Annotated in this window: 22 protein-coding genes; 11 read left to right on the forward strand and 11 right to left on the reverse strand. The window is 61.2% G+C overall.

The features are described from left to right. Positions 1-122: 122 nt before the first annotated feature. From FHS49_RS18560 to FHS49_RS18570, 3 genes are all read right to left on the reverse strand, one after another. Entirely contained in the window at positions 123-1,037 is a 915-nt protein-coding gene (locus FHS49_RS18560) for a hydroxymethylglutaryl-CoA lyase (RefSeq protein WP_184021865.1), read from the reverse strand. A 158-nt stretch (positions 1,038-1,195) separates the two neighbouring features. Further along, complete coding sequence (locus FHS49_RS18565) at positions 1,196-2,362, reverse strand: MFS transporter (protein ID WP_184021868.1); 1,167 nt, start codon at positions 2,360-2,362, stop codon at positions 1,196-1,198. A 74-nt stretch (positions 2,363-2,436) separates the two neighbouring features. Further along, positions 2,437-3,264 carry an alpha/beta fold hydrolase gene (locus FHS49_RS18570; protein ID WP_184021871.1) on the reverse strand — a complete coding sequence of 276 codons (828 nt, stop codon included), beginning with the start codon at positions 3,262-3,264 and terminating at the stop codon, positions 2,437-2,439. A gap of 424 nt (positions 3,265-3,688) precedes the next feature. On the opposite strand from FHS49_RS18570, the gene FHS49_RS18575 reads away from it, so the two are divergent. Genes FHS49_RS18575 through FHS49_RS18585 form a run of 3 tightly spaced genes read left to right on the forward strand, consistent with a single transcriptional unit; the run spans position 3,689 to position 6,829 of the window. Beyond that, positions 3,689-4,906 carry a class I SAM-dependent methyltransferase gene (locus FHS49_RS18575; protein WP_184021874.1) on the forward strand — a complete coding sequence of 406 codons (1,218 nt, stop codon included), beginning with the start codon at positions 3,689-3,691 and terminating at the stop codon, positions 4,904-4,906. A gap of 22 nt (positions 4,907-4,928) precedes the next feature. After that, on the forward strand, positions 4,929-5,264 hold the full coding sequence (locus FHS49_RS18580) for a hypothetical protein (RefSeq protein ID WP_184021877.1): 336 nt from the start codon (positions 4,929-4,931) through the stop codon (positions 5,262-5,264). Next, the gene (locus FHS49_RS18585; RefSeq protein ID WP_184021880.1) at positions 5,261-6,829 is read left to right on the forward strand and encodes an FAD-binding oxidoreductase; all 1,569 of its coding nucleotides are present in this window, start codon (positions 5,261-5,263) and stop codon (positions 6,827-6,829) included. The genes FHS49_RS18580 and FHS49_RS18585 overlap by 4 nt, the downstream gene beginning before the upstream one ends. Positions 6,830-6,859: 30 nt before the next feature. Here FHS49_RS18585 and FHS49_RS18590 read toward each other — a convergent pair whose 3' ends face one another. Both FHS49_RS18590 and FHS49_RS18595 read right to left on the reverse strand, forming a co-directional pair. Then, a complete protein-coding gene (locus FHS49_RS18590; RefSeq protein WP_184021883.1) occupies positions 6,860-7,369 on the reverse strand; it encodes a VOC family protein in 510 nt (169 codons plus the stop codon). Beyond that, on the reverse strand, positions 7,366-8,286 hold the full coding sequence (locus FHS49_RS18595; protein WP_246351059.1) for an isocitrate lyase/PEP mutase family protein: 921 nt from the start codon (positions 8,284-8,286) through the stop codon (positions 7,366-7,368). The genes FHS49_RS18590 and FHS49_RS18595 overlap by 4 nt, the downstream gene beginning before the upstream one ends. Before the next feature lie 229 nt (positions 8,287-8,515). Here FHS49_RS18595 and FHS49_RS18600 point away from each other — a divergent pair, with 229 nt between their 5' ends. The 6 genes from FHS49_RS18600 to FHS49_RS18625 all read left to right on the forward strand — a co-directional run bounded on the left by FHS49_RS18600 (position 8,516) and on the right by FHS49_RS18625 (position 14,113). Beyond that, entirely contained in the window at positions 8,516-9,487 is a 972-nt protein-coding gene (locus FHS49_RS18600) for a VOC family protein (RefSeq protein WP_184021887.1), read from the forward strand. 55 nt (positions 9,488-9,542) lie between these two features. After that, entirely contained in the window at positions 9,543-10,289 is a 747-nt protein-coding gene (locus FHS49_RS18605) for a maleate cis-trans isomerase family protein (RefSeq protein ID WP_184021890.1), read from the forward strand. A 47-nt stretch (positions 10,290-10,336) separates the two neighbouring features. After that, entirely contained in the window at positions 10,337-11,251 is a 915-nt protein-coding gene (locus tag FHS49_RS18610; RefSeq protein WP_184021893.1) for a polysaccharide deacetylase family protein, read from the forward strand. Continuing rightward, on the forward strand, positions 11,251-12,414 hold the full coding sequence (locus FHS49_RS18615) for an FAD-dependent monooxygenase (protein WP_184021896.1): 1,164 nt from the start codon (positions 11,251-11,253) through the stop codon (positions 12,412-12,414). The genes FHS49_RS18610 and FHS49_RS18615 overlap by 1 nt, the downstream gene beginning before the upstream one ends. Beyond that, positions 12,411-13,184 carry a glucose 1-dehydrogenase gene (locus FHS49_RS18620; protein WP_184021900.1) on the forward strand — a complete coding sequence of 258 codons (774 nt, stop codon included), beginning with the start codon at positions 12,411-12,413 and terminating at the stop codon, positions 13,182-13,184. Before FHS49_RS18615 ends, FHS49_RS18620 begins: the two co-directional genes overlap by 4 nt. A 155-nt stretch (positions 13,185-13,339) precedes the next feature. Beyond that, entirely contained in the window at positions 13,340-14,113 is a 774-nt protein-coding gene (locus FHS49_RS18625; RefSeq protein ID WP_184021903.1) for a helix-turn-helix domain-containing protein, read from the forward strand. A gap of 8 nt (positions 14,114-14,121) precedes the next feature. On the opposite strand, the gene FHS49_RS18630 is transcribed toward FHS49_RS18625, so the two are convergent. After that, positions 14,122-15,324 carry an FAD-dependent oxidoreductase gene (locus FHS49_RS18630; RefSeq protein ID WP_184021906.1) on the reverse strand — a complete coding sequence of 401 codons (1,203 nt, stop codon included), beginning with the start codon at positions 15,322-15,324 and terminating at the stop codon, positions 14,122-14,124. A gap of 375 nt (positions 15,325-15,699) precedes the next feature. Between FHS49_RS18630 and FHS49_RS18635 the strand changes: the two genes are divergently transcribed. After that, entirely contained in the window at positions 15,700-17,205 is a 1,506-nt protein-coding gene (locus FHS49_RS18635) for an aldehyde dehydrogenase family protein (RefSeq protein ID WP_184021909.1), read from the forward strand. A 13-nt stretch (positions 17,206-17,218) separates the two neighbouring features. On the opposite strand, the gene FHS49_RS18640 is transcribed toward FHS49_RS18635, so the two are convergent. Then, on the reverse strand, positions 17,219-18,589 hold the full coding sequence (locus FHS49_RS18640; protein ID WP_184021913.1) for an MFS transporter: 1,371 nt from the start codon (positions 18,587-18,589) through the stop codon (positions 17,219-17,221). A gap of 171 nt (positions 18,590-18,760) precedes the next feature. Next, a complete protein-coding gene (locus tag FHS49_RS18645) occupies positions 18,761-19,798 on the reverse strand; it encodes a S66 peptidase family protein (protein WP_184021916.1) in 1,038 nt (345 codons plus the stop codon). 195 nt (positions 19,799-19,993) lie between these two features. Here FHS49_RS18645 and FHS49_RS18650 point away from each other — a divergent pair, with 195 nt between their 5' ends. Next, complete coding sequence (locus FHS49_RS18650) at positions 19,994-21,769, forward strand: SLC13 family permease (RefSeq protein ID WP_184021919.1); 1,776 nt, start codon at positions 19,994-19,996, stop codon at positions 21,767-21,769. Positions 21,770-21,786: 17 nt separating this feature from the next. Here FHS49_RS18650 and FHS49_RS19930 read toward each other — a convergent pair whose 3' ends face one another. From FHS49_RS19930 to FHS49_RS18665, 3 genes are all read right to left on the reverse strand, one after another. Then, entirely contained in the window at positions 21,787-22,362 is a 576-nt protein-coding gene (locus tag FHS49_RS19930) for a PilZ domain-containing protein (RefSeq protein ID WP_343053028.1), read from the reverse strand. Next, the gene (locus FHS49_RS18660) at positions 22,286-22,621 is read right to left on the reverse strand and encodes a hypothetical protein (protein ID WP_184021925.1); all 336 of its coding nucleotides are present in this window, start codon (positions 22,619-22,621) and stop codon (positions 22,286-22,288) included. The genes FHS49_RS19930 and FHS49_RS18660 overlap by 77 nt, the downstream gene beginning before the upstream one ends. A 108-nt stretch (positions 22,622-22,729) precedes the next feature. After that, positions 22,730-23,797 (reverse strand): WD40/YVTN/BNR-like repeat-containing protein, encoded by a 1,068-nt coding sequence (locus FHS49_RS18665; RefSeq protein WP_184021928.1) that lies wholly within the window; start codon positions 23,795-23,797, stop codon positions 22,730-22,732. Positions 23,798-23,926 lie beyond the last annotated feature (129 nt).

Raw genomic sequence — 23,926 nt, forward strand, 5'->3', positions numbered from 1 at the left:
GCGTCTTATGCCGCCAAAACGAACCAGACTCCGCCTCAAACAACAACAAATCCGTGAACGTCCCGCCAACATCAACACCAAGACGATATGTCATAAAGGCTTCCTTAAAACTGAAGACAGCGTCATGCGGCGTGCTCGCGCGACGGAAAGGGGTCCACGCGGCTAAGCTGCGCGGGGACGGCGCGCTGCATCTCCTGCGAGAGCCAGCGCGCGGTTTCGATCGTGCGATCGAGATCCACCCCGGTCGACACATCCGACCGGTGAAGAAGATAAAGCAGATCCTCGGTGCCGATATTGCCCGTGGCATTGGGTGCAAACGGGCATCCACCGATCCCGCCGACCGAGGCGTCCAACGTGGCGGCTCCGGCCTGCACCGCAGCCCAGGCGTTGGCGATCCCGGTGTTGCGGGTGTTATGAAGATGTACGCGTACCGGCGTGGCGCCGATTTCCTGGCGGACACGCGCGACCAGATTGAAAACCTGCTCGGGCACGGCCACGCCGATCGTATCCGCCAGCGCAATCTCGGCTGGGCCGGCCTGCGCCAATTGCTTGGCCATGCGCACAACATGATCGGGATCGACAAGGCCTTCGAAGGGGCAGCCGAAGGCCGCGCCGATTGTGACCTGTGCGCTGCGTCCTTCCGCCTTCGCAAAGCGCACGACATCTGCCGCCGATTCTACCGATTCGGCGGATGTTTGCCCCTGATTGCGCTGCGCGAAGCTATCGCTTGCCACGCAGACCGCGCCGATCTGCTTCACTTTGGTTTCCAGCGCGCGCAGCAATCCGCGCTTGTTCATCACCAGGCCGATCGTGATCACGTCATCGGGCAGGTTCAGCGCGGCGATCACGGCTTCGGCATCCGCCATCTGCGGCACGCGATCCGCACGCACGAAGCTCGCGACCTCAATCCGGCGCACCCCGGCCAGGACCATGCGATCGATCAGCGCGACCTTCTGGGCCGTGCTGAAGATCAGCTTTTCGTTCTGGAGTCCGTCGCGAGCGGAAACCTCGACGATCTCGACGGTCGCGGCACGCATGTTTCGCCTCTATTCCAAAAGGGGACTGGCCCGGTTTATGATCGGTTTTCGCAAGCCTCACCGCGATCGGACGCTTACTGACCGGCTGAAAGTCAGCGATCATGCGGCATTCCGCAATGGGGCTTCCTCAATTATTCAACAAGCGAACATAATCGTGATCAGCTTTTGATATCCCATTGGGGGTATCGGCCGAGTGCGAGCAATGCAAGACCACCGGCCCCCATCAAGCCAGCCGCGGCATAAAGCGCGCCATCATAGCTGCCCGTGGCATCGAACACGAGCGCGAAGCCATAGGATCCGGCCCCGGCGGCCAACGAGAAACCGGCCCATTGCCAGGCATAGATGCGTCCGTAATTGCGCATCCCGAAATAGCGCGCGCACAGATAGGCGATCAGATCGAACTCCGCCCCGCCCGCCAGGCCGACCAGTGCGGCAGCGATTCCGGGGGAGAGATCGAGCGCAAGCAGCACGCAGGCGGTAGCGGGCAATGCCAGCATCGCCACCGCCACCAGCGGCGCCCAAAAGCGATCGAGCAGATATCCCGCGAGGATCCGCCCGACGATCACGTTCACGCCAAGCAAACTGGCGTAAAGCGCCGCATGTTCGACGCCGCCCTGTTTCAGCATCGGCACCAGATTGGGGATGGAGCCGCCGATGGCGAAGGAAATGCCCGCAAAGCTGGCCAATATGAGCCAGAAGCGATAGCCGCGCAGCGCCTCGCCAAAGGTGAGGCCATAAAGCGGCATCGGCTTCACATCCTGACCGGCCGGCCCCTGCGGCTCTCGCATGTGGAAAAGCAGCCACGCCGTCGGCAGCGCGACGAACAGGACGGCGGCTCCGATCGCCAGATACCCCGTCCGCCAGCCATAGGCCTGGATCATCAGATCGACGAGCGGCGGCGCGGCGAAGGCGGTGATCCCGCTGCCGGATAATGCGATGCCAAGGGCAAAGCCGCGCGCGTTGACGAACCAGTCCGCAATGCCCCTTGACCATGTAAGCGGCGACGTGCCGATGCCGAGCACCGCGATCAGGAACCAGCTTGCGCGCCACATCAAAGGATCGCCATTCTGGCTGGCCAACAGCAGAAAGCCCAGCACGAGACACATTTGACTGACCAGCGTCACCCGGCGAACCCCGAACCGATCGATCATCCAGCCCGCAAGCCCGGCGACCATCACCGTGCCGATCATGGAAAACACCAGACCGGATTGAACGGTGGACTGGGGCCATCCCATATCTTCGGCAATCGGCCGCGCGAAGACGCCCAGCGTGTAGAACGGCAATGAGGTCAGCCCCAGCGTGACGCCCACAAGCGCCGCGACCAAGACCCTCCAGCCGCCCCGCCTGCATTCTTCCCGAAAACCCCCGCTATCGCTCATGCCCGCCCCTTTACCGTCCCTTATCCCAGAAAATCTTCGATGGCGCGCGCAACCAACGCCGGCGGTGCCATGGGGCCGCCTTCACTTTCGATCCGGTGAAGCGTCGCATTCGGCAGGAGGTCAGCCGCGCGCCGACTCGGCTCGGCAAGCGTGTCGTCCACCGCTGAAATGCACAGCACCGGCTGGGCAACAAGCGGCAGGCGCGCAAGCGTGGGATAATGGAATGCGGCGCGATAGCCTGGCGGTATGCCATCCCGGCCCTTGATTACTTCCAGCACCCATGGATGCAGGTGTTCGGCCGGCGGCAGGCCAGCACCGCGCGCAGCCTTTGCCGATTTGTCATACCAGGGCCAGAACAGGATCTGGTCCTTGCAGAAATTATGCGCCCACAGGAGGTGCATCCCGTTGATATCCGGCTTCACGTCAGGGGCATAATTGGCGACATATTCTGTCACTTCTTCCGGCGTGAAGATCGGCACCCCGTCCAGAATGATCCGGTTGACCCGCGATGGAGCCATGATCGCGGCTTCGATCGCAAGGCACGCGCCGGTATGCGATCCATAAAGATCCACTTTATCTTCACCCAGCGAGTCGATCAGCGCCACCAGATCGGCGGCGTAATCCGCGATGGCGGGATGCGCGATCCCGTTCGAGTCGCTGTCTCCCAGACCGGCGAGATCGGGCGCGATCACCGGACGGTCCGGAATGCAGCGCACAAGATCCTCGATCTGGCGTGACGATCCCGGAAGCGCGTGCAGCGCGATCAGCGTGCGACCCTGGCCGAGCTTCATCCTGTAATGGATCTGTCGATCCGGCAGATCGAAGAAGCGGCGTCGGATTTGCGTCAAGGGAACCCCGGCATGGCTTTGATTTTCAGATCGGTCGCCATCGAAAGCGATTGCGCCCGATGGCTGGCGTGTGAAAAGGATTCAGTCAAACAGCGGAGGCGCCGCTCGAGCGTCCGGTCCCGGCTTAACTCAGCGCGCCCGCGTCGTTGGCATGACGGAAAATTTGATCACCCTTCGAACAAGACTGATGCTTCGAGCGATCTTCGGGGACCGCGCGCATCATCCAGAGCGGAAAGACCGTGAAGGGCAGCCGGCTGGTGGGAACGGATTAAACCAAAGCGGACGATTGGACGGATGGTGCCCGGATTATCCATAGAGCGATCACAAACATTCGCCTTATCCGATCGCGCCCGCTCGCAGTTATGCTGGAAACGCGTTAGGCCATTCCTGCAGGGGGCAGAACGAGACACCGAGAGGGTTGACGATGCTCAATACGTTTCAGCAGATTTCGCACGACATGCTGCCGCAGCCCACGCCGGACGAAGCCGCACGCCAAGAATTTGCCAAGAGCCTGAAGCAATTCGTGCAGCAGGGGCTGCTGCCCGGCCTCCAGCCGATCTTCAAAAGCCGTGCCGCACAGCGTTTCGCCAGAGAAACCGGTCGGGAGCCGGTGGACCGCCATGACATTCGCAAGGCGATGGTCCCGGACCCGTATTTCCGCCATTATGCCGCGGTCAACCGCATCAGCCAGGAGCTTTTGTGGGATAGCGTGATCGACAGTATCGAGCGCGATCTCCCCACATTGGAAGAAAGCGCCCGGAAGCAATCGGACACCAATAGCGGCCAGTTGCTGATCCCCGACGATTTCGATGTGCCCCGCTATGTCGCCGCGCTCGATATTCATTGTATGCCCGGCGGCTATGCCGGCGAAGGCGCGGATGATGCCAGGGACGTTTCTCTCGGCGCGCTCTATGATCGCGGCGTCTATCTCTATTCCATGGGCTATACCGGCCCCTATAATGACGATCTCGGCCGCTCGGTCTGCAATTATGTGAAGCGCAAGCTGGATGGTTTTGCGCCCAAGCGGATTCTCGACATGGGTTGCACGGTCGGGCATTCGACGCTGCCCTATAAGGAATTGTTTCCAGACGCCGAAGTATGGGGCATCGACGTTGCCGCGCCGCAGATCCGCTATGCTCACGCCCGCGCCGGCGCGATGGGTCTCGATGTGAATTTCGCGCAAATGAATGCGGAGCGGACCACATTTCCCGATGGCCATTTCGATCTGATCGTGAGCCACATTCTGCTGCATGAGACATCGGGCAAGGCGATGCCGCGCATTTTCGAGGAATGCCATCGCCTGCTTGCGCCGGGCGGTTACATGATCCACGCCGATCTGCCGCCGTTCGACCTGATGGATCCGTTCACCCAGTTCATCCTGGATAACGAAACCTATTACAATAATGAGCCCTTCTGGGGTGCGATGCGCGAGATGGACCAGGTTGCGCTCGCCACCAAGGCTGGCTTCGAACCAGACACGATCCGGTTCGATACTGCCCCCATGGCGGTGATGGAGTTCGCGGCCATGGCGGCTGACGGCTATAGCCAGGATGCGGCCAGCGCGGTGGCGGAACGCGATTTCACCGCGGGCGAGTTCGCGCCCGGCGGTGGCTGGGAAGTGTTGATCGCCCGCAAGAACTGATCCGATCGATAAGGGATAGACAATGAAACGCGATGCCAAGGGCAAGCGGCCGTCCTTCTATGACGAGCCCGCGCTGGATCAGATGATGTCGATGATCATGGTGCTGGCCGGGGAAGTCTCCGTGCTGGCCGATCACGTGGATTCGATGGAGCGTGTGATGACCGCCAAGGGCATCGACATGCCCCGCGAGATCGCGGCCCTGACGCTCGACCAGCAAGCGCTGGAAGCACGCGAAGCCCGGCGGCAGGCGATGCTGGACAGGCTGTTCTATCTCCTGCGCAAAGAGGCGGCAGAAGCCGAGAAGCGCGAAACCAGCACCGGCTATACCGCGGTCATTGACGAAATCGCTCAAGGATGAGCACCTCGGCAACCTGCGCGGAGCGGCTCTCTGCATTGCTGGGCGACGATTATCTCCTGCGCGGCGCAGATGACATCCAGGGCTATGCGACCGATGTCTACCGCCGGCTGGCGCTTCCCTTCGCGGTTGCCCGGCCGGGCAGCATCGAGGAACTGCAGGCCGTCATCAAGACCGCTGCGGAAACCGGCACCCCCTTCACAATCCGGGGCGGCGGCGCATCCTATACCGATGGCTATCTCTCGATCGATTCTGGCCATCTGCTGATCGATCTCAGCCGGCTCGATCGCATCGTGACGATCGATGAACTGAACGGCTTCGTCACCGTCGAAGCGGGTGTGACCTGGGCTGCGCTGTCCGACGCGCTGTCCGCGCGCGGCTTTCGGACTCCGTTTCTCGGACCGTTCTCCGGTCTGGTCGCCACCGTCGGCGGGTCGGTGTCCCAGAATTCGATCAGCCATGGTTCCGGCGCCTACGGCATATCGGCCGAATCCGTGCTGGCGATCGATATCATCACTGCACAAGGCGACCTGCTGAGCACCGGATCGAGCGCGGCGGGTGGCCTGCCCTTCGCCCGGCATTTCGGGCCGGATCTGACCGGTCTGTTCACCGGCGATGGCGGGGCGTTCGGCGTCAAGGCGCGGATCACCCTGCCGCTGATCCGCCTGCGACCGGCGCATCGGCCCATCTCCTTTGCCTTTCCCGATTTTGCATCGATGCACGAATCCATGCGCCGCATCGCGCATGAACGGATCGAGGATTCGCATTTCGCGCTGGATGCAGCCCTGTCTCAAGGGCAGATCGCCCGGCAGGATCGCGCGGGCGCTTCGCTGACCATGGCGATGTCCATCATCAAGAGCTCTCCTTCGCTGCTCGCCGGCGTCCGTCAGGTGATCGGCGCGGGCCTGTCCGCCCGGCGGCAGATCCAGCGCGCGGCCTTTATGACGCATTATATCGTCGAAGGGTTTGACGATGCCGAAACCAAGGCGCGTCTGCATCGTCTGCGCCAATTGGTGCGCGGCCTCGGCCGCGAAATCGTGGCGACCGTGCCCGCAGTGGTTCGCGGTATGCCCTTTGCCCCGCTCTACAACACGCTCGGCCCCGCGGGCGAACGCTGGGTGCCGCTGCACGGCATCATGCCGCATAGCGCAGCGCCCGCATTTCACGATGCGCTGGATGCTTTCTATGCGGAACGCCGCGCCGATTTCGAGCGGCTGGGCGTATGGACCGGCGGCATGTTTTCCACGGTGGGATCCAGCGGCTTTCTTTATGAGATTGCGATCTACTGGCCGGACGTCTCGACCGCCTATCATGCGAGCGCCATCCCTGCGGACTATCTGGCTGCGCTGCCCCGCTATCCGGACAATCCGGAAGCACGGGATTATGTGCACACATTGAAGGCCGACCTGATCGCGCTTTACGTCAAGCATGGCGCGATCAACTTTCAGCTCGGCCGGGCTTATCCTTATGCGTCGCGGCTGGAGCAAACTCCGCTCGATCTTGTGCGCGCGATCAAGGCGCAACTCGATCCGACCGGTGCGATCGCACCGGGGGCGCTCGGACTTTGATGATCGACTGATGGCGCGCCCTTCCGGGACTCAATCGCGATAGCTCAGCTCGGGGCGGGTGCGTTCCTGCTCGGCCGGATCGTTTTCCACCAGATTGATCAGAACGCCGTCGGGGTCACGCAGGCAGACTTCGGGCTGCGCACGATGCTCCATGCGGAATATCTGCGGTTCGGGGGACCATGTGGCCCCGGCTTCGCGCAAGGCCGTCAGCGCTTCATCCATGCTGCGCACATAGAAGACGAGCGCGACCTCACCAATCCGCGCCGGCCCCGCCGCCGGGGGCAGGCTTTCGGCAGCCTGCGCGGCATCCAGTTCGAACAGCCCGACCATGCCATAATTCGGCCCCGGCCGCTTGAGGATACGGATCGAGAAGGGATGATGCTCTTCAAAGCCCAGTAGCGACGTGGCAGAGGGATCATCCAGCACGCCTTCGAAATAAGTCTCGCTCAGGCCCAGTGCGCGATAGAAAGTCGTCGCTTTCTCGAGGTCACGCACAATGATGCTGCCGCGGATCAGCGCCGAGACGTCTACTTTATTCATTGATCATTTCCTTCTTCCAACGCCCATTTCTGTTCGAAGCCGCGCACGCCCTCCATGCCGATCAACCTCCCAAAGGTGGCGAAATCGAACAGCGGAATATCCGCGGCGGCACCATCGCCTTCATCGCGCAGCCGAATGAGCGCCGTTTCCATCGCATGGGCTGCGGCCAGGCTGGTCAGCGAAGGGAAGATCGCGAACGCGAAGCCGATGGCCTCAAGCGCCTTGGCCGGCATCATCGGGGAAAGGCCGCCATTGGCCATATTGACCATCACAGGCTGAGCAAAGCCCTCGCACGCCTGGCGCATTTCCGCCTCGCCGGACAGTGTTTCGGGGAACAGGACATCCGCCCCGGCCGCAGCATAGGCGTCCAATCGGCGCATCACGCCATCCATGCCTTCGGACTGGCGCGCATCGGTGCGGGCGATGATCAGCATCTCATCCCGCGTGTCCACCGCCACTTTGATCTTGGCGACCATATCCGCCATCGGCACGATGCGCTTGCCGGGCGAATGCCCGCATTTCTTGGGAAATTCCTGATCCTCGATCTGGATCGCAGCGACGCCCGCCTCTTCATAACCCCGCACGGTATGATGCACGTTAAGCAACCCGCCAAAGCCCGTGTCGGCATCGGCGATGAGCGCCGCCTTGCTCGTCCGCGTCACTGTCCGCATACGATCGACCATCTGCGTATAGCTGACCAGCCCGGCATCGGGCATTCCATAAGCCGAAGCGGTGAGCCAATAGCCCGTGCCATAGATCGTATCGAACCCCACGCGATCGGCGATCAGCGCGGCGATCATATCCTGGACGCCCGGCGCCACGAAAAAATCGCCCTGTGCCAGCCGGCTTTTCAGGCGGGCTGCACCCGCTGCGACATGCTCATTCATCAAGGCGCAACTCCACCATTTCGCGGTCATGATCGAAAATTGTATCGAAGAAGGGCGCGGGTGCCACCGCATCGTGCACCTTTCCTTCTCCACTAATCATCGCGCCCGCTCGGCGGGGCAGACCAGCGCCGAAGCGCGCTTCTTCGTCAGGCGGACACAAAAGGGCATCGTTGTTTCACGAACGCACCATCCCTCCGAAACTGACGGATGCTGGCGGCTCGGATTCCATGATTCCGCGAACCGGCCCGAAGGGAAATATATGTACGGCATCAGCGAAGCGGTCCTGAGCGTTTTTGACATTGATCGCGCCTGCGCCCCGCTGGTGCAGGCCGCAGGATATGGGCGCACGGACCTGCCCGATTGTCCGCCCGAACAGATGCTGGCCTGGCATGTCCCAGCCGGATGCACGCGGATCGAGCAAACCCTGCTGACACCGCCGCATGACAGCCGCGGCCGCATCCGGGTGGTGAAATTTCATGGCGTAGATCAGGATTTGATCCGCCCCAGCCAGCGCATCTGGGATAGCGGCGGCATTTTCGATCTGGACGTATTTTCCTCCGACGCGCGCGCGCTTTACCGGCGGCTCCAGCGCGAGCATGGCTGGAGCGCATTCGGGGAACCGGTCGATTATGTGATGGGCGAGTTCGATGTGACCCAAGTCGTCGCCACGGGTCCGGATGGCCTGAATCTGGCGATCATCCAGCCGCATCGACCGCCCTCTTTTCCGCTGCCATCGCTTGATCCCATGTCGCGGGTGTTCAATTCGACGCAGCTCGTGCGAGATTTCGATGCGGCAATGGGCTTTTATCAGGATATCCTGGGCTGGAAGCCGCTGATGGCGATGGACATTGACGATAGCGTGGAGCCTGGTGCCGACGTGCTTGGCCTGCCCATGCCTTATGCGCAGCATTGCAAACGGCGCGTCGGGATCGTTCATCCGACGGGATCGAATGACGGATCGATCGAGTTGATCGAGATCGCTGACATGCAAGGCCGCGACTATGCCGATCGCGCCATCGCTCCCAATGTCGGACTGCTGACCATGCGGCTCAACATGCCCTCTCCAGCCGCTTATGCCCAAGAGATCGTGGCGCGAGGCGGCGTACTCTACACCGCCCCCATCCGATTGGAGATCGCGCCCTTTGGTATGATCGAGATGTTCTCGATCCGCGCGCCGGATGGCGCTATCCTCGAATTCGTCGCAGATATTGGCGACCAGGATACCGCCTGACCAGCTTTCAGGCGCAGCCACCCATCTCCCGAAACAGCATGATAGGATAAAGAGAATGACGGACTCCCTGGGTCATCGCATGAAATTCGCCGTGGTGGCTCCGTCCACCAACACGAGTGTCCAGCCCGAATATGAGGACATGCGACCGCGCGGCGTAACCAATCATTTCTCGCGCATCTCGATCCCCGACACCAAGGTGGCGACGGACGACGAGTTCATGATCATGCTCAACAACATCCGCGAATCCACGATGGATGCGGTCGACGTGTCGATGTCGATGGAGCCGGGCTGCGTCATCATGGGCATGTCCGCCGAGACCTTCTGGGACGGTGCCGAAGGGGCGGACCGGCTGCACAAGAAGATGCTGGAGCGCACCGGCGGCATTCCCGTGATCATGGGTTCGACCGCAGTGGACGCCGCGATCAAATCCTATGGCAATATCAAGAAGATCGGGATCATCACGCCCTATATGCCGGTGGGCGATGCCAATGTGCAGCGCTTTTTCGAGGATCAGGGCTATGAGGTGGTCAATCTCAAGGGTCTGAAATCCCCGTCGCCGATGATGATCGCGCATGAAAGCCAGCAGACGTTGAAGCGCGCAGCCATCGAAGTCTCCGAAGGGGTGGACGCCATCATCCAGTGCGGCACCAATCTGGCCTTTGCCCATGTGGCTGCGATCGCGGAATTCTGGCTGGAAAAGCCGGTCATCGCCATCAACACCGCGACATACTGGCACGCGCTTCGATCCATGGGTATCCCGGATCAGAAGGATGGTTTCGGCAGGCTTCTCAGCGAATTCTGACCAGCATCCGCGCCGACCGACATCCGTATCAGCTTGGAAATTCTCCCATGGACTATGACTATATCCCGCTCCCCGCCCGCCAGCCGCTGAAATGGCCCAATGGCGCGCACGTCGCGCTGATCATGACGTTCAATCTTGAAACCTGGGATCTCACCAAGGATACGGATAAGCCCTATTATGCCGGTGGCCCGGCCATTCTGCCCGATATCCTGCCCGGTCATACGCCTGATTTTCCCAATTATAGTTGGCGCGAATATGGCCAGCGTGTGGGGATCTGGCGGCTGTTCGAATTGTTCGACTCGCTCGGCGTGAAGGCAAGCTGCACCACCAATGCCGTGACGTTCGACCGGCGCAAGGCGATGACGGACGCCGTGCTGGAGCGGGGCTGGGAGTTGCTCACGCATAATTGGGAACAGGGCGAACTGCTCACTGATTTCGCCAAGGATCCCGCCAAGGAGCGCGAGATCGTCTTGCGCACGCTGGATCATTTCGAAAAGCATGTCGGCCGCAAATCAAAAGGCTGGCTCAGTTCCTCACTGCGCGGGACGCTGCAGACCGCAGACATTCTGGCAGAGCAGGGGTGCACTTTCTATTGTGACATCATGAATGATGATCAGCCCTATTTGCTGCGGACGCCCAATGGCCCGATCGTATCGGTGCCCTATTCCAACGAAATCAATGATTTCACGTTCATCACCCGTAAGAATTTCACCACCGATCAATTCCGCGACGCCCTGATCGAAGAGTTGGACGTGCTTTACGAGGAGGGCGCGACATCCGGCCGGATCATGAATGTCGGCCTGCATCCCCATGTCGCCGGCCGTGCGCACCGCATCCGCGCCATCCGCCAATTCATCGAGCACGCCAAGTCTCTGCCCGGCGTGTGGTGGGCGACGCGCGAAGAAATCGCGGAATGGTATCTCCAGAATCACGAAACCCATATTCCGGGGCAATTAGGCTGATGAAAAACGCTCATATTCTGGTCTGCGGTGGCGGTATCGGTGGTCTGACCGCAGCCCTCGCGCTGCTCCGTCATGGCTTTGAAGTCGAGGTGTTCGAGGCCGCTCCTGTGCTGGGCGATGTCGGCGCAGGCGTCACGCTGGCGCCCAATGCCATGTTGGGAATGCAATATCTGGGACTTGGGGATGCCGTGACTGCCCAGTCGATCGAGCCGGTGCGCCAGAGCGTGCGTCATTGGCAGGACGGCCGCACGCTGCTCACGCTGGAACGCGGCACGAAGATGCGGGACGATTATGGCGCGCCTTATGTCTATGCGCATCGCGCCGATTTCCATGCCATCCTGGTCGATGCGGTAAAGCAGGCGGGCGGACGGATTCACCTGGACGCCGCGGTGCGCACGGTATTGTCGGATGACAGCAGCGCGACTGTCGAATTGGCGGATGGACGCCGCTTCTCGGGCGATCTGGTCGTTGGGGCCGATGGGCTCAAATCGGTGGTGAGGCAGCTTTTCGAGGCGGAGCCCGCGCATTTCACGGGCCATATCGCCTTCCGCTCGCTGGTGCCCGCCGATGGCGCGCTGGCGGAATATGCGGCGTTGCCGGGCAATTTCATCGGCCCCGCCCGCATGGTGGTCTTCTATCCTCTGCGCGAGGCGAGCCTGCTCAATCTCGTCTTCTTCGGCAGACAGGCGGGCTGGGAGCAGGATGGCTGGACCATTCCCGCCAAACGCAGCGAACTCGAGCATATTTTCGAAGGCTGGTGCGAACCCGTTCAGCAGATGATCGCGCATGTCGACGAGGATCGGCTGTTCAAATGGGCGATCAACGCACGGACCCCGCTGAAAACCTGGTCGATCGGGAGCCGGATCACCCTGTTGGGCGACGCCGCCCATGCCATGACGCCATTTCTGGGTCAGGGCGCATCCAGTGCGATCGAGGATGCCATCGTGCTTGCACGCGTGCTCAGCGCATCGGCGGATATGGGCGAGGCGCTGACCCGCTATGAAGCCGCGCGCTTGGAGCGCGCGAGCATGATCCAGCTCGAATCCAACGCCAACGCCGATCGGATGCAGGGGGAAGATGCCGAGATGTTCGGCATGAAGAAGCTGCGAAACGAGGAGACGCTCGGCCTGTTCGCTTATGATTGCGGGACTGTGCCGGTGTGATCGGTCCGCTCGGCGCGTTTGCAGACAGGGTCGTCATCGTCACCGGTGGCGCAGGCGGACTGGGCCGCGCGATCGTGCGCGCCTTTGCCGCGGCGGGCGCCCGGGTGGTGATTGGCGACATGGATGCTGCGGCCGCTGCGGATCTGGCAGCCGAAATCGGAGCGGACGCACGCGCAATGCCACTCGATGTGGCGGATGAAGCGCAATGGATAGCCTTGCTCGATCGGGTTGAAGCGCTTTGGGGCGGGGTCGATATCCTGGTCAACAACGCAGGCTTCTTTCAGCCCAATGTCCCGTTTGAGGATATGCCGCTCGATCTGTGGCGCAAGCATTTCGCTATCAATGCCGATGGCGTCTTCCTCGGTTGCAAGCATGGCATCCGCCGCATGAAGCCCCGCGGCGGCGGGGCGATCGTCAACATGGGGTCCGGCATGTCGATCAAGGCCACGCCCACCGCCAGCGCCTATTGCGGATCCAAGGCTGCGGTGTTGATGACGACGCGCACCGCTGCCGCGGCGGCTGCACCCTATAATATTCGCGTCAACGCCGTCCTGCCAGGTGCCGTCGATACCGATATGCTGCGTGGCAATATGCTGGCGGGAGACTCGCCCGAATCCTTCCTGGACCGGATGACCGGCTTTTCGCCCATGGGTTATCTGGCGTCTCCGGAAGATATCGCGCGGGGTGTGCTCTTCCTGGCCGATCCCGCCAACCGCGCCATCACCGGCGTGCATCTGCCGATAGACGGCGGCAATATGCCCGGCGGATAAGCCGGGCCTTTCGTACAAAATCCTTTTCTTTCAGTGACGGGTCGATCACGTTCCACGCCCATTTATCCGGCAGGCGGATATTCCATCATCCGCCTATTGGATATACGTCTCCCAACAGTGAGCTTTACACTTATGTGACGATTCGGAGAATGTTCATGGAAAAAGGTGTTCCCATACGTTCGGTTTCGCGGTCGATCGCCGTGTTGCAGATCATCAATCGATACGGATCACTCTCCATGATGGAGATCGCACGGCAGAGCACCATGCCCTATCCCACGGCGTACCGGATCGTTCAGACTTTGATGCACGAAGGGCTGGTCGAGCAGGAACCGTCCCGCAAGAATTACCGCCCCACGGCGCTCGTCCATTCGCTGGCCCATGGCTATCAGCCGGGCAGCCGCCTCGTCAGCGTCAGCCGCCCGCTCATTCATGATCTCACCAAGGCGGTCGGCTGGCCCGTATCCATCACGGTACGGGTGGGCACCAACATGGTGGTACGCGATTCCACCCATGCCGAGACATCGCTCACGTTCGAGAATTATTATCCCGGCTTCACGCTGCCGATCCTCGATTGCGCGTCGGGACGCGTCTGCCTGGCGCATATGAGTTCGGAGGAGCGCGAGGATGTGCGGCGCTGGATGGGGCAGCTCGACAATACGGATCCGCGCATCAACCAGTTCTACACGCCGGAGCTACTCGCGAAGATCCGCTCCGAAGGCTATGCCGCCCAAGGCTGGGGCCGCCATAATCTGACGCCGGGCAAGACGTCCTCGATCGCCGTGCCGATCATGCGCGGCGGGCATTTCGAAGCGGCGCTGACCTTGATCTATTTTGCGGCGTCGATGAAGCAGCCGGACGCCATCGCGCGCTATGTCGAAACGATGACTGCCACTGCCGCGAAGATCGGCGTCGGCATGGCCGACGCCTGATCCGATCATTACGGAATTTCGGCCTCCCGCTTGAGCGAAGCATACATGCTCTGCTCAAGCAGATAAGCGCGGCGGGCATCGCGATCGTTGCTCAACTTCGTGAAATGCGCCTCGCGCGATGAACTGGCGAGCCCCTCCTCAAGCGCCTTCTTGTTGGCGATCGTCTGTGCCTGCACGAAATCATACGTCACCTTGCGGCGCTGACGCTCATAGCGATCGAGCAGCGGATCCGGATTGGCGCCTTCAAGCAGGATCGGGAGCAATTTGTCCTTCAGATTCCACGCATCATGGATTCCCGAATTCATGCCGAAGCCGCCCAAGGGGTTATTGAGATGTGCCGCGTCGCCCATCAGAAGCACGCGCTTGTCGCGGAAGGTCTTCGCAACGCGCTGGTGCACGCGATAGACCGTGCGGTGTTTCGTCGTGATCGTCGGGGCATCCGGGCCGAGCAATTGCCGGAACACTTCATCCTTGCGGGCATCGCTGGTCACCGCTTCGTCGGACTCGTCGCCCGACACGGGTACGAGAATGCGCCATAATTCGGGAACCCGCAGCAGCACGCACCATTTCGGCGGATCGGCGACATAGTTCACGCCGGCGACCCATGGCAAATGCGCCTCGATCGGATAGTCGGTGGATAGTGTCAGAAAGAATTCGGGATAGGTGAAGCCATCGAATTCCGTGCCGAGCCATTTCCGGACAGTGGAATTCGCGCCGTCAGCGCCGATCAGATAATCGGTGCGATAGGTTTTAATCGCCATCGGCGTTTCCGCATTCACGGTCACGCCATCGGCATCCTGCTCGAAATGCAGCGCCATCGTGCCGAATTCGACATGCGCGTTGGGCATGGCCTTCAACCGCTCGACGATCACGCGGACGAGTTTGAATTGCTCGCATTGAAGACGATAGGGATGTTCGGTAAGATCGGCGATATCGTGCAGATCGAAACTGTAGGATGCTCCGGTCTGACGATTGTGATACTGATAGACCGGTGCCTTGAGGCCGATCTCCTGCAACTCATCGAGCAGGCCGAGTGTCTTGAGCATATCCAGCGTCGGCGGATGGATCGTCGATGCCCGCATGTCTTCCAGAGACCGCGGCGTCGATTCCAGCACGCGGACTTCTACGCCCTGGAGCGCGAGCGCATAAGCCAAGACCATCCCTGTCGGGCCGCCGCCCGCGATGAGCACCTGGCAATGTTCAGCTTGCATTGAGCAAATTCCCCTGTCGGACTTCTGTCACGCTGCGTTGAAATGGATCGACGTGAAAACCGGGTGCGAAAGCGCGGTCACGCCAATTCCGGCTGACCGGATGCGATGATGTGCGCTCAAGCAATGGGGTTGGCCCATTGTGACGACGGCTATGGTAAAGACTGACAAAATACTTTCCTCCGTCACAAATCCCTGTTCGAGACGAGGGGCGATGACTTAACAGCGCACCTTCGTTCGACGGATATGTTTAGGGTCAGCCGCGCGGAACGCGCGCCGCTTCTCATGGATTGCTCATCGTGCGGATATCTTTCGCCATTTATGCTGGCTGTCATCGCGACGCGGCTTATCGTTGCATGGTCGTATCGGGAGTAAGAGATGTCGGATTTGCTGGAAATTGTTGCCCCAAAGAGCGCGCGGGCGCTGGCCATGATGGACGTGCCCGTACAATGTGCGATGCTGATCGGCGGCGTATGGCGGGAGGCAGCATCATCGCTGCCGTCGATCGACCCGGCCACCGGCAAGACGATCGCGATCATTCCCGACGCCAGTGCCCAGGATGTCGACAGTGCCGTCTCCGCTGCCCGTGCGGCTTTTCCGGGCTGGGCCGCGACGCCGCCCGCCGAACGCGCCCGTATCCTGTGGCGGATCGCCGATCTGATCGACGCCAATATCGACGAGCTTGCAGAACTTGAGACGCTTGATCAGGGCAAGCCGCTCCATGTCGGCCGCTGGGCAGAAATCCCCGGCGCTGCGGGCCAGTTTCGCTTCTTCGCCGGTCAGGCGACGGCGATCGAGGGCCGCACCATCACCCCATCCATCACCTATCAGCCGCAGGGCAAACAGATGGCGGCATGGACATTGCGCGAGCCGGTCGGTGTCGTCGCCGCAATCGTGCCCTGGAATTCGCCGCTGGTGCTCACGGCCATGAAGCTGGCACCGGCATTGGCCGCGGGCTGCACCGTGGTGCTGAAGCCGGCCGAGGACACTTCGGTCACGGCATTGCGACTGGGCGAATTGATGATGGAGGCGGGGGTTCCCGCCGGTGTCATCAACATCGTCACCGGGCGTGGCGCGATCTCGGGCGCGGCTTTGGCCGCTCATCCCGGCGTCGACAAGGTGGCGTTTACGGGATCGACCACCACCGGTCGGGCGATCGTCGACGCGTCAAAGGGCAATCTGAAGCGTGTCACGCTGGAGCTTGGCGGGAAATCGCCGGTGATCATCCTGCCGGATGCCGATCTCGATCTCGCCATCCCGGGCGCGGCGAACGCCATTTTCTTCAATGGCGGGCAGGTATGCGTCGCCGGGTCGCGCGCCTATGTGCACTCATCGGTCTATGATCGCGTGATCGAAGGCCTCACGGCGCAGGCCGCCGCCCTCCAGCTCGGCCATGGCCTCAATCCCGGCACGCATATGGGGCCGATGGTATCGGCGCGTCAGGCCGAACGCGTTGCCGGCTTCGTCAACGACGCGCAATCGGCAGGCGCATCGATCATGACCGGAGGTAAGCGCCTGGGCGCTGCGGGCACGTTCATCAGCCCGACCGTCGTCGCCAATGTCGATCCAGACATGACCATCGTGCGCGAAGAAGTGTTCGGGCCGGTGCTGGTGGTGCAGCGTTATGACGATCTCGGCGACGTGGTGGCCGCCGCCAATGACAGCGTGTTCGGTCTCGCCGCCAGCATCTGGACCGAATCCTTGTCCGCGGCACACCGCCTTTCCAGGGAAATCCAGGCCGGCACCGTCTGGATCAATTGCCACTCGATGTTCGATCCCAGCCTGCCGATCGGCGGCGTCAAGCAATCGGGCTATGGCCGTGACAGCGGCATCGCTGCGCTCGACAATTATCTCGACTGGAAAACGGTTTGCGCGGTGATCTGACCGCGCAGACCATTCAAACCATCTCCTCCCGCCGCCGCAAGATGGCGGGATAGCGGGTGAATACGATGACCGCGAGCATCGCAATGCCGGCGGGAATAACCGAATAGAGCAGCAAGATGCCGGTGACGGCCCCTTGGCTCTGGGCAATCACGCCGTGCGTGGAGGATTGGAAGCCGGCCGTGCTCAGCACGAATCCGGCGATCAACGGACCGATGGCAAAGGACAGCTTTTCCGTCGCTGAGAAGATGCCGGAAAATACGCCTTCATTCGCCTGACCGGTCAATCGCCGCTCCTGATCGATCGTATCCGTCATCATCGACAGGATCAGCAGGATAAAGCCGGCATTGGTGAGTCCGATAATGAAGCCGCGCAACAGCACACCTGCCTCCTGGACACTGAGCGCGCCCCATAAAGGCAGATGGACCAGAACCGGACCACCCGGATGGACCATGAGCCAGGTCAGCGTCAGCAGGCACCAGGCGACGGTCGCGCCGATGAAGCAAGGCGTCTTGCCATATTTGCGGGAAAGCAGCAGCCAGATGGGTTGAGAGATCATGCTGCCAAGCGACATCGTGACCACGAAGGGCAGGATCATGTTCACATTGCCGATCGCGTAGATGAACACGAACCCGATCACCGTATAACTCACCGCCTGCGCCACGGAGAGCAGGAAATTCACGCTGGTGATCGTGACATAGGGCTTGGCGCGCCACGCCATGCGAAGCTGCGCGGCAATGCCGGGGGCCTCGACCGCGACGCCTATCGAAGGTTTCCCCAGGCTCAGCGCGGGAACAAGCATCGTCAGCAAACAGATCAGGCCGAAACCGAGCGCCATGATCCGCCACCCATGCGCGCCGCCGCCGAAATGGAAGATCACCGGCTGGGCCAGCCCGACCCCGATGAGCACGCCCACGATGGTGAAGATCATGCGATACGCCAGGATCTTCGTGCGCTCATGGGGATCGGGCGAAAGCTCCGATGCGATCGCCAGATAGGGCACCGAATAGGCGCTGAACGCCGTGGAAGCCAAGAGAAACAACAGGCACACCGCCGCCGCCCCGATCATCGGGGAGGAAAATTCCGAAAACCAAAAGAGCAGCGTGAAGCTGACACTGGTCAATATCGCCCCGATCAGCAGAAAGGGCGCACGCCCGATCCGCGCATTCCATCGATCGGACAGGGATCCCATCAGCGGATCGCAGATGATCACCCAGAGCTTGGGCAGCAGGACGGCCAGCCCGGCGATCCAGGCCGGCACGCCGAGCATCGTGGTCATGAACAATGGAATGAGCGCTGCCGGCGTATCGCGAAAAACCTGCGCGCCCGTTTGTCCGATCCCGTAGCGCAGCATGACGCTGGTAGGGAGGTGCGCTGCCTTGGTCATGAATTCAGCTCCATCGGGAGAGTAAGGGGTCTCGAATCGCTCTCCCGGCGTCTTCGCGCATCACACCACCAAGGATGGCCGTGCGTCCGATCATTTTCCAGCAACCACGCAGGATAGGGTGATGCAATGGCGATCTGCTCATCAGGCGAACAATATGGCAGCGCGCGATGCTCAGGCCACAGCAGATTCGAGGATCCGGATCGTCCCCATCGCAGCATCGATTTCCGCCCGGATGCCCACCGGTAGGCTGAACTGGTTCGCGATATGCCCAAAAAACGCGCCTTGAAAAACGGGCACGCCAAGCGGTTTCAGATGATGGTCGAGCACTTCAGAGAGCGTGAAGGCGCCATAAGAAGTGCCGGACGCCGTGCATTCAGTGCACTGGCCGAATACCACCCCGGCAACACGGCCGAGCACACCACCCGACGCCAATTGCGTCAGCATCCGATCGATACGATAGGGAGCCTCGCCCACATCCTCCAGAAACAGGATCGCGCCATCGAAATCGGGCAGATAGGGCGTGCCCATCAACGCGGAAAGCACGGTGAGATTGCCCCCCAGCATCCGGCCCGACGCCTTGCCCGGCCGGATCACCTGTGTGCGCCATTTATTCTGGACGAGCCGGTCATCCGCGGTTTCCGGATTGCGATAGAGCGGCGTCCCGCCTTCGAAGGCCAGGCTGTGAAAAGCCTTCCACGATAGATCGCCCCAGGCGCTTCCGGCATTGGGACCATGGATGGTGGTGAAGCCCGCGCGCGCGGCGAAGGCCAGATGCAGTGCGGTGATGTCGCTGAACCCGGTCAGCAGCTTGGGATGGGCGCGGATCAGATCGAAATTCAGATAAGGGAGGATCCGCGCGCACCCCCAGCCCCCGCGCACCGCAAAAACCGCGCGGACATCATTGTCCGCATACATTGCGTTGACGTCCGCAGCGCGCTCTTCATCCTTGCCCGCCAGATAACCGTGACGCGACAAAAGATGTGGTGCCATTTTGGGGACGAGGCCCATCGCCGTGATGGTTTCCCCGATGATCTCAAGATCGAACGCGTCTTCCGTAATCCCCGCGGGGGCGATCAGGCCGACCGTATCGCCCGTGCGCAGCCGGGGCGGCTTGCGCCCTGTGGTTTGGGCGGATGTCATCTGCTGGGGCAAGGCCAGCGCGGCTGCCAATGCGCCAAAGCCCTGAAGCGCGCTTCGCCTATCCAGCATCTAGCGCACCATTGGAGTGCTGGCGGATGGCTTGAGGATTATGGTTTCAATCGGCATGAATAGCTCCCACTGCGATGCGGATGATCAAGGGTTAGGCGCCGGGGCGCAAGGGGCGCATTGCGGGGATGCGACGAAAGGCCGGTTTATGCGTTGGCTTTTCAGCGACCGTCCGGCTCGTACCACCATGGAGATTTGATGACCCTGCCCCAAATGCTCGCCTTCGGCATTCTTGGCGGCATGATGCTCCTCTTCATCTGGGGTCGGCTGCGTTACGATCTCGTCGCGATCCTCGCTTTGCTGGCTTCGATCGCAGCGGGCACCGTATCGTCAAAGAACGCATTTTCCGGGTTCAGCGATGACATCGTGATCATCGTGGCCAGCGCGCTTGTCGTAAGCGCGGCGGTCGCGCGCTCAGGGATCATCGAAAGCGGGCTTGAACGCCTCACCATGGGCGTCACGCGGATCCGCTGGCAATTGACCGTATTGGTCACCTCCGTCACCTTCCTCTCGGCTCTCGTCAAGAATATCGGTGCGCTCGCGATCCTGATGCCATCTGCTTTCAAGATGGCGAAGAAATCGGATGCGTCGCCTTCGGTTTTTCTGATGCCTATGGCTTTCGGATCGCTTCTCGGCGGGCTGATCACGCTGATCGGCACATCGCCCAACATCATCGTATCCCGCGTGCGCGAGGATATGACCGGCGAACCTTTCGGCATGTTCGATTATGCGCCCGTCGGGCTGAGCCTGGCGATCATGGGCATCCTCTTTTTGCGCTTCGGCTATCGGCTGCTCCCGCGCGATCGCCGTGCGGCCCCCACCATGGGCGAGGCGCTCGATATCAGCGATTATACGACCGAGGCCCGCGTCACGGAGATGTCGTCGGTGGCACACAATAGTATCGCCGCGCTCCGCAAGACGTTCGATCATGTCGAATTGACCGGGCTTGTCCGCAATGGGAAACTCAATCCCCGTCCTTCAAACCGGCTGGTGTTGCGCGCGGGCGATGTCGTTATCCTGAAGGGCGAACCCGAAGCGCTTGAACGCACGATCGCTTCGGCCAATCTTGAACTGGAAGGCCAGGACCGCGCCACGATCACCGATAGTGACAGCGACAGCATCGGCGTAATCGAAGCGGTGGTGACATCGGATTCCGTCCTGGTGGGCAAGGCCGCGGCGAAAATCCTGCTGCACGAACGCTATGGCGTAAATCTGATCGCGCTGTCCCGCTCCGGCCAAAGGCTGACGCGCGGGATGAGCGAGACGAAATTGCGCGCCGGGGATATCATGCTGCTGCAGGGGCCGCTTGGTGCGCTGCCCGGCCAGCTTCGCGAATTGGGATGCCTGCCGCTTGCCGAACGCAAACTGAAGCTCGGCAGCGTCCAGAAGCGCATCCTGCCCATTGCCATCCTGGCGATCGCGATGGCGCTGACCGCTTTTGAATTGGTCCCAGTCGCGGTCGCGTTTTTCGGGGCTGCGGCGCTGGTCATGCTCACGGGCGCGCTGCCGGTGCGCGAAGCCTATGAGCATATCGAATGGCCGATCCTGATCATGCTCGGTGCGCTGATTCCCGTCAGCGAGGCGCTGCAGACCACGGGCGGCACCGATCTCATCGCCAACTGGCTTTCGGCGACGGCGGTGTCCCTGCCCCCTTGGGGTGCCGTGATGCTCATTCTCGTGGCCGCGATGGCGGTGACGCCCTTCCTGAACAACGCCGCCACGGTATTGGTGATGGCGCCGATCGCCGCCACTTTCGCGAATGACATCGGGCTCAAGCCCGAGGCCTTTCTGATGGCGGTCGCCGTAGGCGCGGGTTGCGATTTTCTGACGCCCATCGGCCATCAGTGCAACACGCTGGTCATGGGTCCGGGGGGTTATCGCTTTGGCGACTATGCCAGGCTGGGCGCGCCGCTCAGCCTGCTCGTCATCCTCGCCGGCGTGCCTTTGATTCTGTGGACCTGGCCGATCTACTGATATCCAGGCACCGCGCGTTAGCGGGACTCGTGCGTGATGAGCTTTTCCAGCACCGCATGGTGCAGCGGCGCATCGAATTTGCAACCGAGTCTTCGTCCGTTCGACCACATGGCCCGCGCTGCCAGCGCCTCGATGCCAGGAAGTCTGAGCCACACGCTCGCCCCGGCAATGAATTGACGATGGTGTTCGATCTGAAACCCCTCGCGCGAAAGATCGGCCATTGTGACCATCGCGGCCTTGCTTGCGGGTTCGCGCAAATGCGCCCGAAACAGCGCAGGCCATCGTAACGAACGGCGCCGGTTGGCATCCGGTTCTGGCATCGATGCTAGCATGAATTGTTCCGATACGATCATTTTATGATGGAATAGCAATCGCATGGCGGAATTAAGAAATTGGAAAGTGATATGGGGAATTGGGCATTTACCACGAGGGTGATGGCATCGACGCCGGGGCCATTCACCGCGTGGCCGATATCCCGAGCCAGGCGTCTGAGTGGCTCGAAAAAAAGCAACCTTATCAGCGTTGCTTTTTGGCGATCGTCGCGGTGAAATCGGGTGCCTTGTTCGCCACCCAATCAATGAACTTTCGCACATTGGGGTTTTCCAGCAGACTGGCTACGTCCAGCCCATGGCGCTGCAATTCGGAATTTGTGAAATTGGCGATCAACGTTTGCTGGCAGATGGAGTGCATTGGCACGACATCACGCCCGCCCCGGCTCTTGGGTATGGGATGATGCCACACAATGGTCTTGCCGGTAGGGCGGCCACAAAGCCAGCACGACACGATCGCCGGAGCTTCGTCCGCGCCCTGCAAATCTCCGTAAGGATCGTTTTTCGATTGTCTGCGGGCCATAATTTACCTGAACGTCTAAAAGCACACTGCCCGCCTACAGCGATGAGGTCGCGATGACCACTCCATTGCCCTTCGGGATGCACGATCGACGGTCTCAGGACGTCGCCGTCAGATAATCGCCGCACAATAGGCATCTCCGGCATCAGCAGGAAGCTGAAGCGCGCTCCAGCTCGCCGCGCCATCCTCGCTCCAATGAACCTGCCCGCCGCGCGTCACATAAACCACCTTGTCGGAGCTTGTAACGCTCGCCCCCATGCCCATGATCGTGGAGGTTGCTGTCACCGGCATGTCCGCCCGGCGCAGGCTTTCGCCGAGATCGTCGCTTCGATAAAGAGCACCGGAATCACTTCGCGACGCGATGCTGAGCGCAAGGTACATCGTGGGCGGGTCGTTGGCGGCAATGCGCATGTCGCGCGTGTAACTGAAGTCTGCGAACCGGCGAATGTCGTGATTCCGCCAGCTCCTGCCAGCGTCGGCAGTGGAAAAAAGCCCCATCCGGCACGCATAAAACACAACGCCGGGACGGTCTTGGGATAGGCGCACCGCATGGGCGTCGAGAATGCCTTCATATTCGTCAGCGACGTTGATTTTGCTCCTGAGGGACGGGTCTTCATCGACCAGCCGCATCAGGCCATCGCTGCGATCTTCCCAGGTTTCGCCTCCATCGTCGCTGACGATGAAACCGCTCGTTTCGACCGCCCCATATATTTTGGTCGGATCGCTTGGATCATAGGCCAGTGACATGATGCGCGAATGCTTGAAGAAAGCGCCGTTGCTCATGTCCAGACGTTCGTTCATCGCCTCCCTGCTGCCCACCCTGCGCCAGCTTTCTCCACCATCGATCGTCTTGTAAACGCCAATCGGCCCGCAACCGGCCAGCATCGTATCCGGATTGTCGGGATGAATGGCCAGCGACCAGAAATGCTCGCCCGGCTGGGTGGGAACAGCGAGCTTTGCGAAGCTGAGGCCGTTATCGACCGAGCGGAATAACCCATGATGCGTCGCCGCATAGAGCGTGCCGGGTCGCGCCGGGTGCGGCGTGATCGACTGGACGCCGGTGTTGAGCGGAATGCCTTCGGCTGGCACAAAACCCCCCCCGTCTTCGCTTCTATACAGCGTTCCCACCGTATTGGGGCGGCTGTCCCAAGTGCCCGCAAGCAGGATGCTCGTCATCATTTTGCTCCGATCGTTGAATCTCTCCTTGAGATTCTAGCGGCGTCGGAGATTGCTCACTCAATCAGAAATGCAGCCCTGATCATAACAATGCGGCAGGTTGCCTTCCTTTTCGACCCCGTCGATGTCTAT

This window comes from Sphingobium boeckii (assembly GCF_014199215.1).
GTDB classification, from domain to species: Bacteria; Pseudomonadota; Alphaproteobacteria; order Sphingomonadales; family Sphingomonadaceae; genus Sphingobium_A; species Sphingobium_A boeckii.

Excerpts from the sequence above, each read along its gene's own strand:
- FHS49_RS18560 (WP_184021865.1), bottom strand. The coding sequence starts at position 1,037 with ATGCGTGCCGCGACCGTCGAGATCGTCGAGGTTTCCGCTCGCGACGGA.
- FHS49_RS18575 (WP_184021874.1), top strand. The coding sequence starts at position 3,689 with ATGCTCAATACGTTTCAGCAGATTTCGCACGACATGCTGCCGCAGCCC.
- FHS49_RS18580 (WP_184021877.1), top strand. The coding sequence starts at position 4,929 with ATGAAACGCGATGCCAAGGGCAAGCGGCCGTCCTTCTATGACGAGCCC.
- FHS49_RS18585 (WP_184021880.1), top strand. The coding sequence starts at position 5,261 with ATGAGCACCTCGGCAACCTGCGCGGAGCGGCTCTCTGCATTGCTGGGC.
- FHS49_RS18590 (WP_184021883.1), bottom strand. The coding sequence starts at position 7,369 with ATGAATAAAGTAGACGTCTCGGCGCTGATCCGCGGCAGCATCATTGTG.
- FHS49_RS18595 (WP_246351059.1), bottom strand. The coding sequence starts at position 8,286 with ATGACCGCGAAATGGTGGAGTTGCGCCTTGATGAATGAGCATGTCGCA.
- FHS49_RS18600 (WP_184021887.1), top strand. The coding sequence starts at position 8,516 with ATGTACGGCATCAGCGAAGCGGTCCTGAGCGTTTTTGACATTGATCGC.
- FHS49_RS18605 (WP_184021890.1), top strand. The coding sequence starts at position 9,543 with ATGACGGACTCCCTGGGTCATCGCATGAAATTCGCCGTGGTGGCTCCG.
- FHS49_RS18610 (WP_184021893.1), top strand. The coding sequence starts at position 10,337 with ATGGACTATGACTATATCCCGCTCCCCGCCCGCCAGCCGCTGAAATGG.
- FHS49_RS18615 (WP_184021896.1), top strand. The coding sequence starts at position 11,251 with ATGAAAAACGCTCATATTCTGGTCTGCGGTGGCGGTATCGGTGGTCTG.
- FHS49_RS18625 (WP_184021903.1), top strand. The coding sequence starts at position 13,340 with ATGGAAAAAGGTGTTCCCATACGTTCGGTTTCGCGGTCGATCGCCGTG.
- FHS49_RS18630 (WP_184021906.1), bottom strand. The coding sequence starts at position 15,324 with ATGCAAGCTGAACATTGCCAGGTGCTCATCGCGGGCGGCGGCCCGACA.
- FHS49_RS18635 (WP_184021909.1), top strand. The coding sequence starts at position 15,700 with ATGTCGGATTTGCTGGAAATTGTTGCCCCAAAGAGCGCGCGGGCGCTG.
- FHS49_RS18640 (WP_184021913.1), bottom strand. The coding sequence starts at position 18,589 with ATGACCAAGGCAGCGCACCTCCCTACCAGCGTCATGCTGCGCTACGGG.
- FHS49_RS18645 (WP_184021916.1), bottom strand. The coding sequence starts at position 19,798 with ATGCTGGATAGGCGAAGCGCGCTTCAGGGCTTTGGCGCATTGGCAGCC.
- FHS49_RS18650 (WP_184021919.1), top strand. The coding sequence starts at position 19,994 with ATGACCCTGCCCCAAATGCTCGCCTTCGGCATTCTTGGCGGCATGATG.
- FHS49_RS19930 (WP_343053028.1), bottom strand. The coding sequence starts at position 22,362 with ATGTGCGAAAGTTCATTGATTGGGTGGCGAACAAGGCACCCGATTTCA.
- FHS49_RS18660 (WP_184021925.1), bottom strand. The coding sequence starts at position 22,621 with ATGGCCCGCAGACAATCGAAAAACGATCCTTACGGAGATTTGCAGGGC.
- FHS49_RS18665 (WP_184021928.1), bottom strand. The coding sequence starts at position 23,797 with ATGATGACGAGCATCCTGCTTGCGGGCACTTGGGACAGCCGCCCCAAT.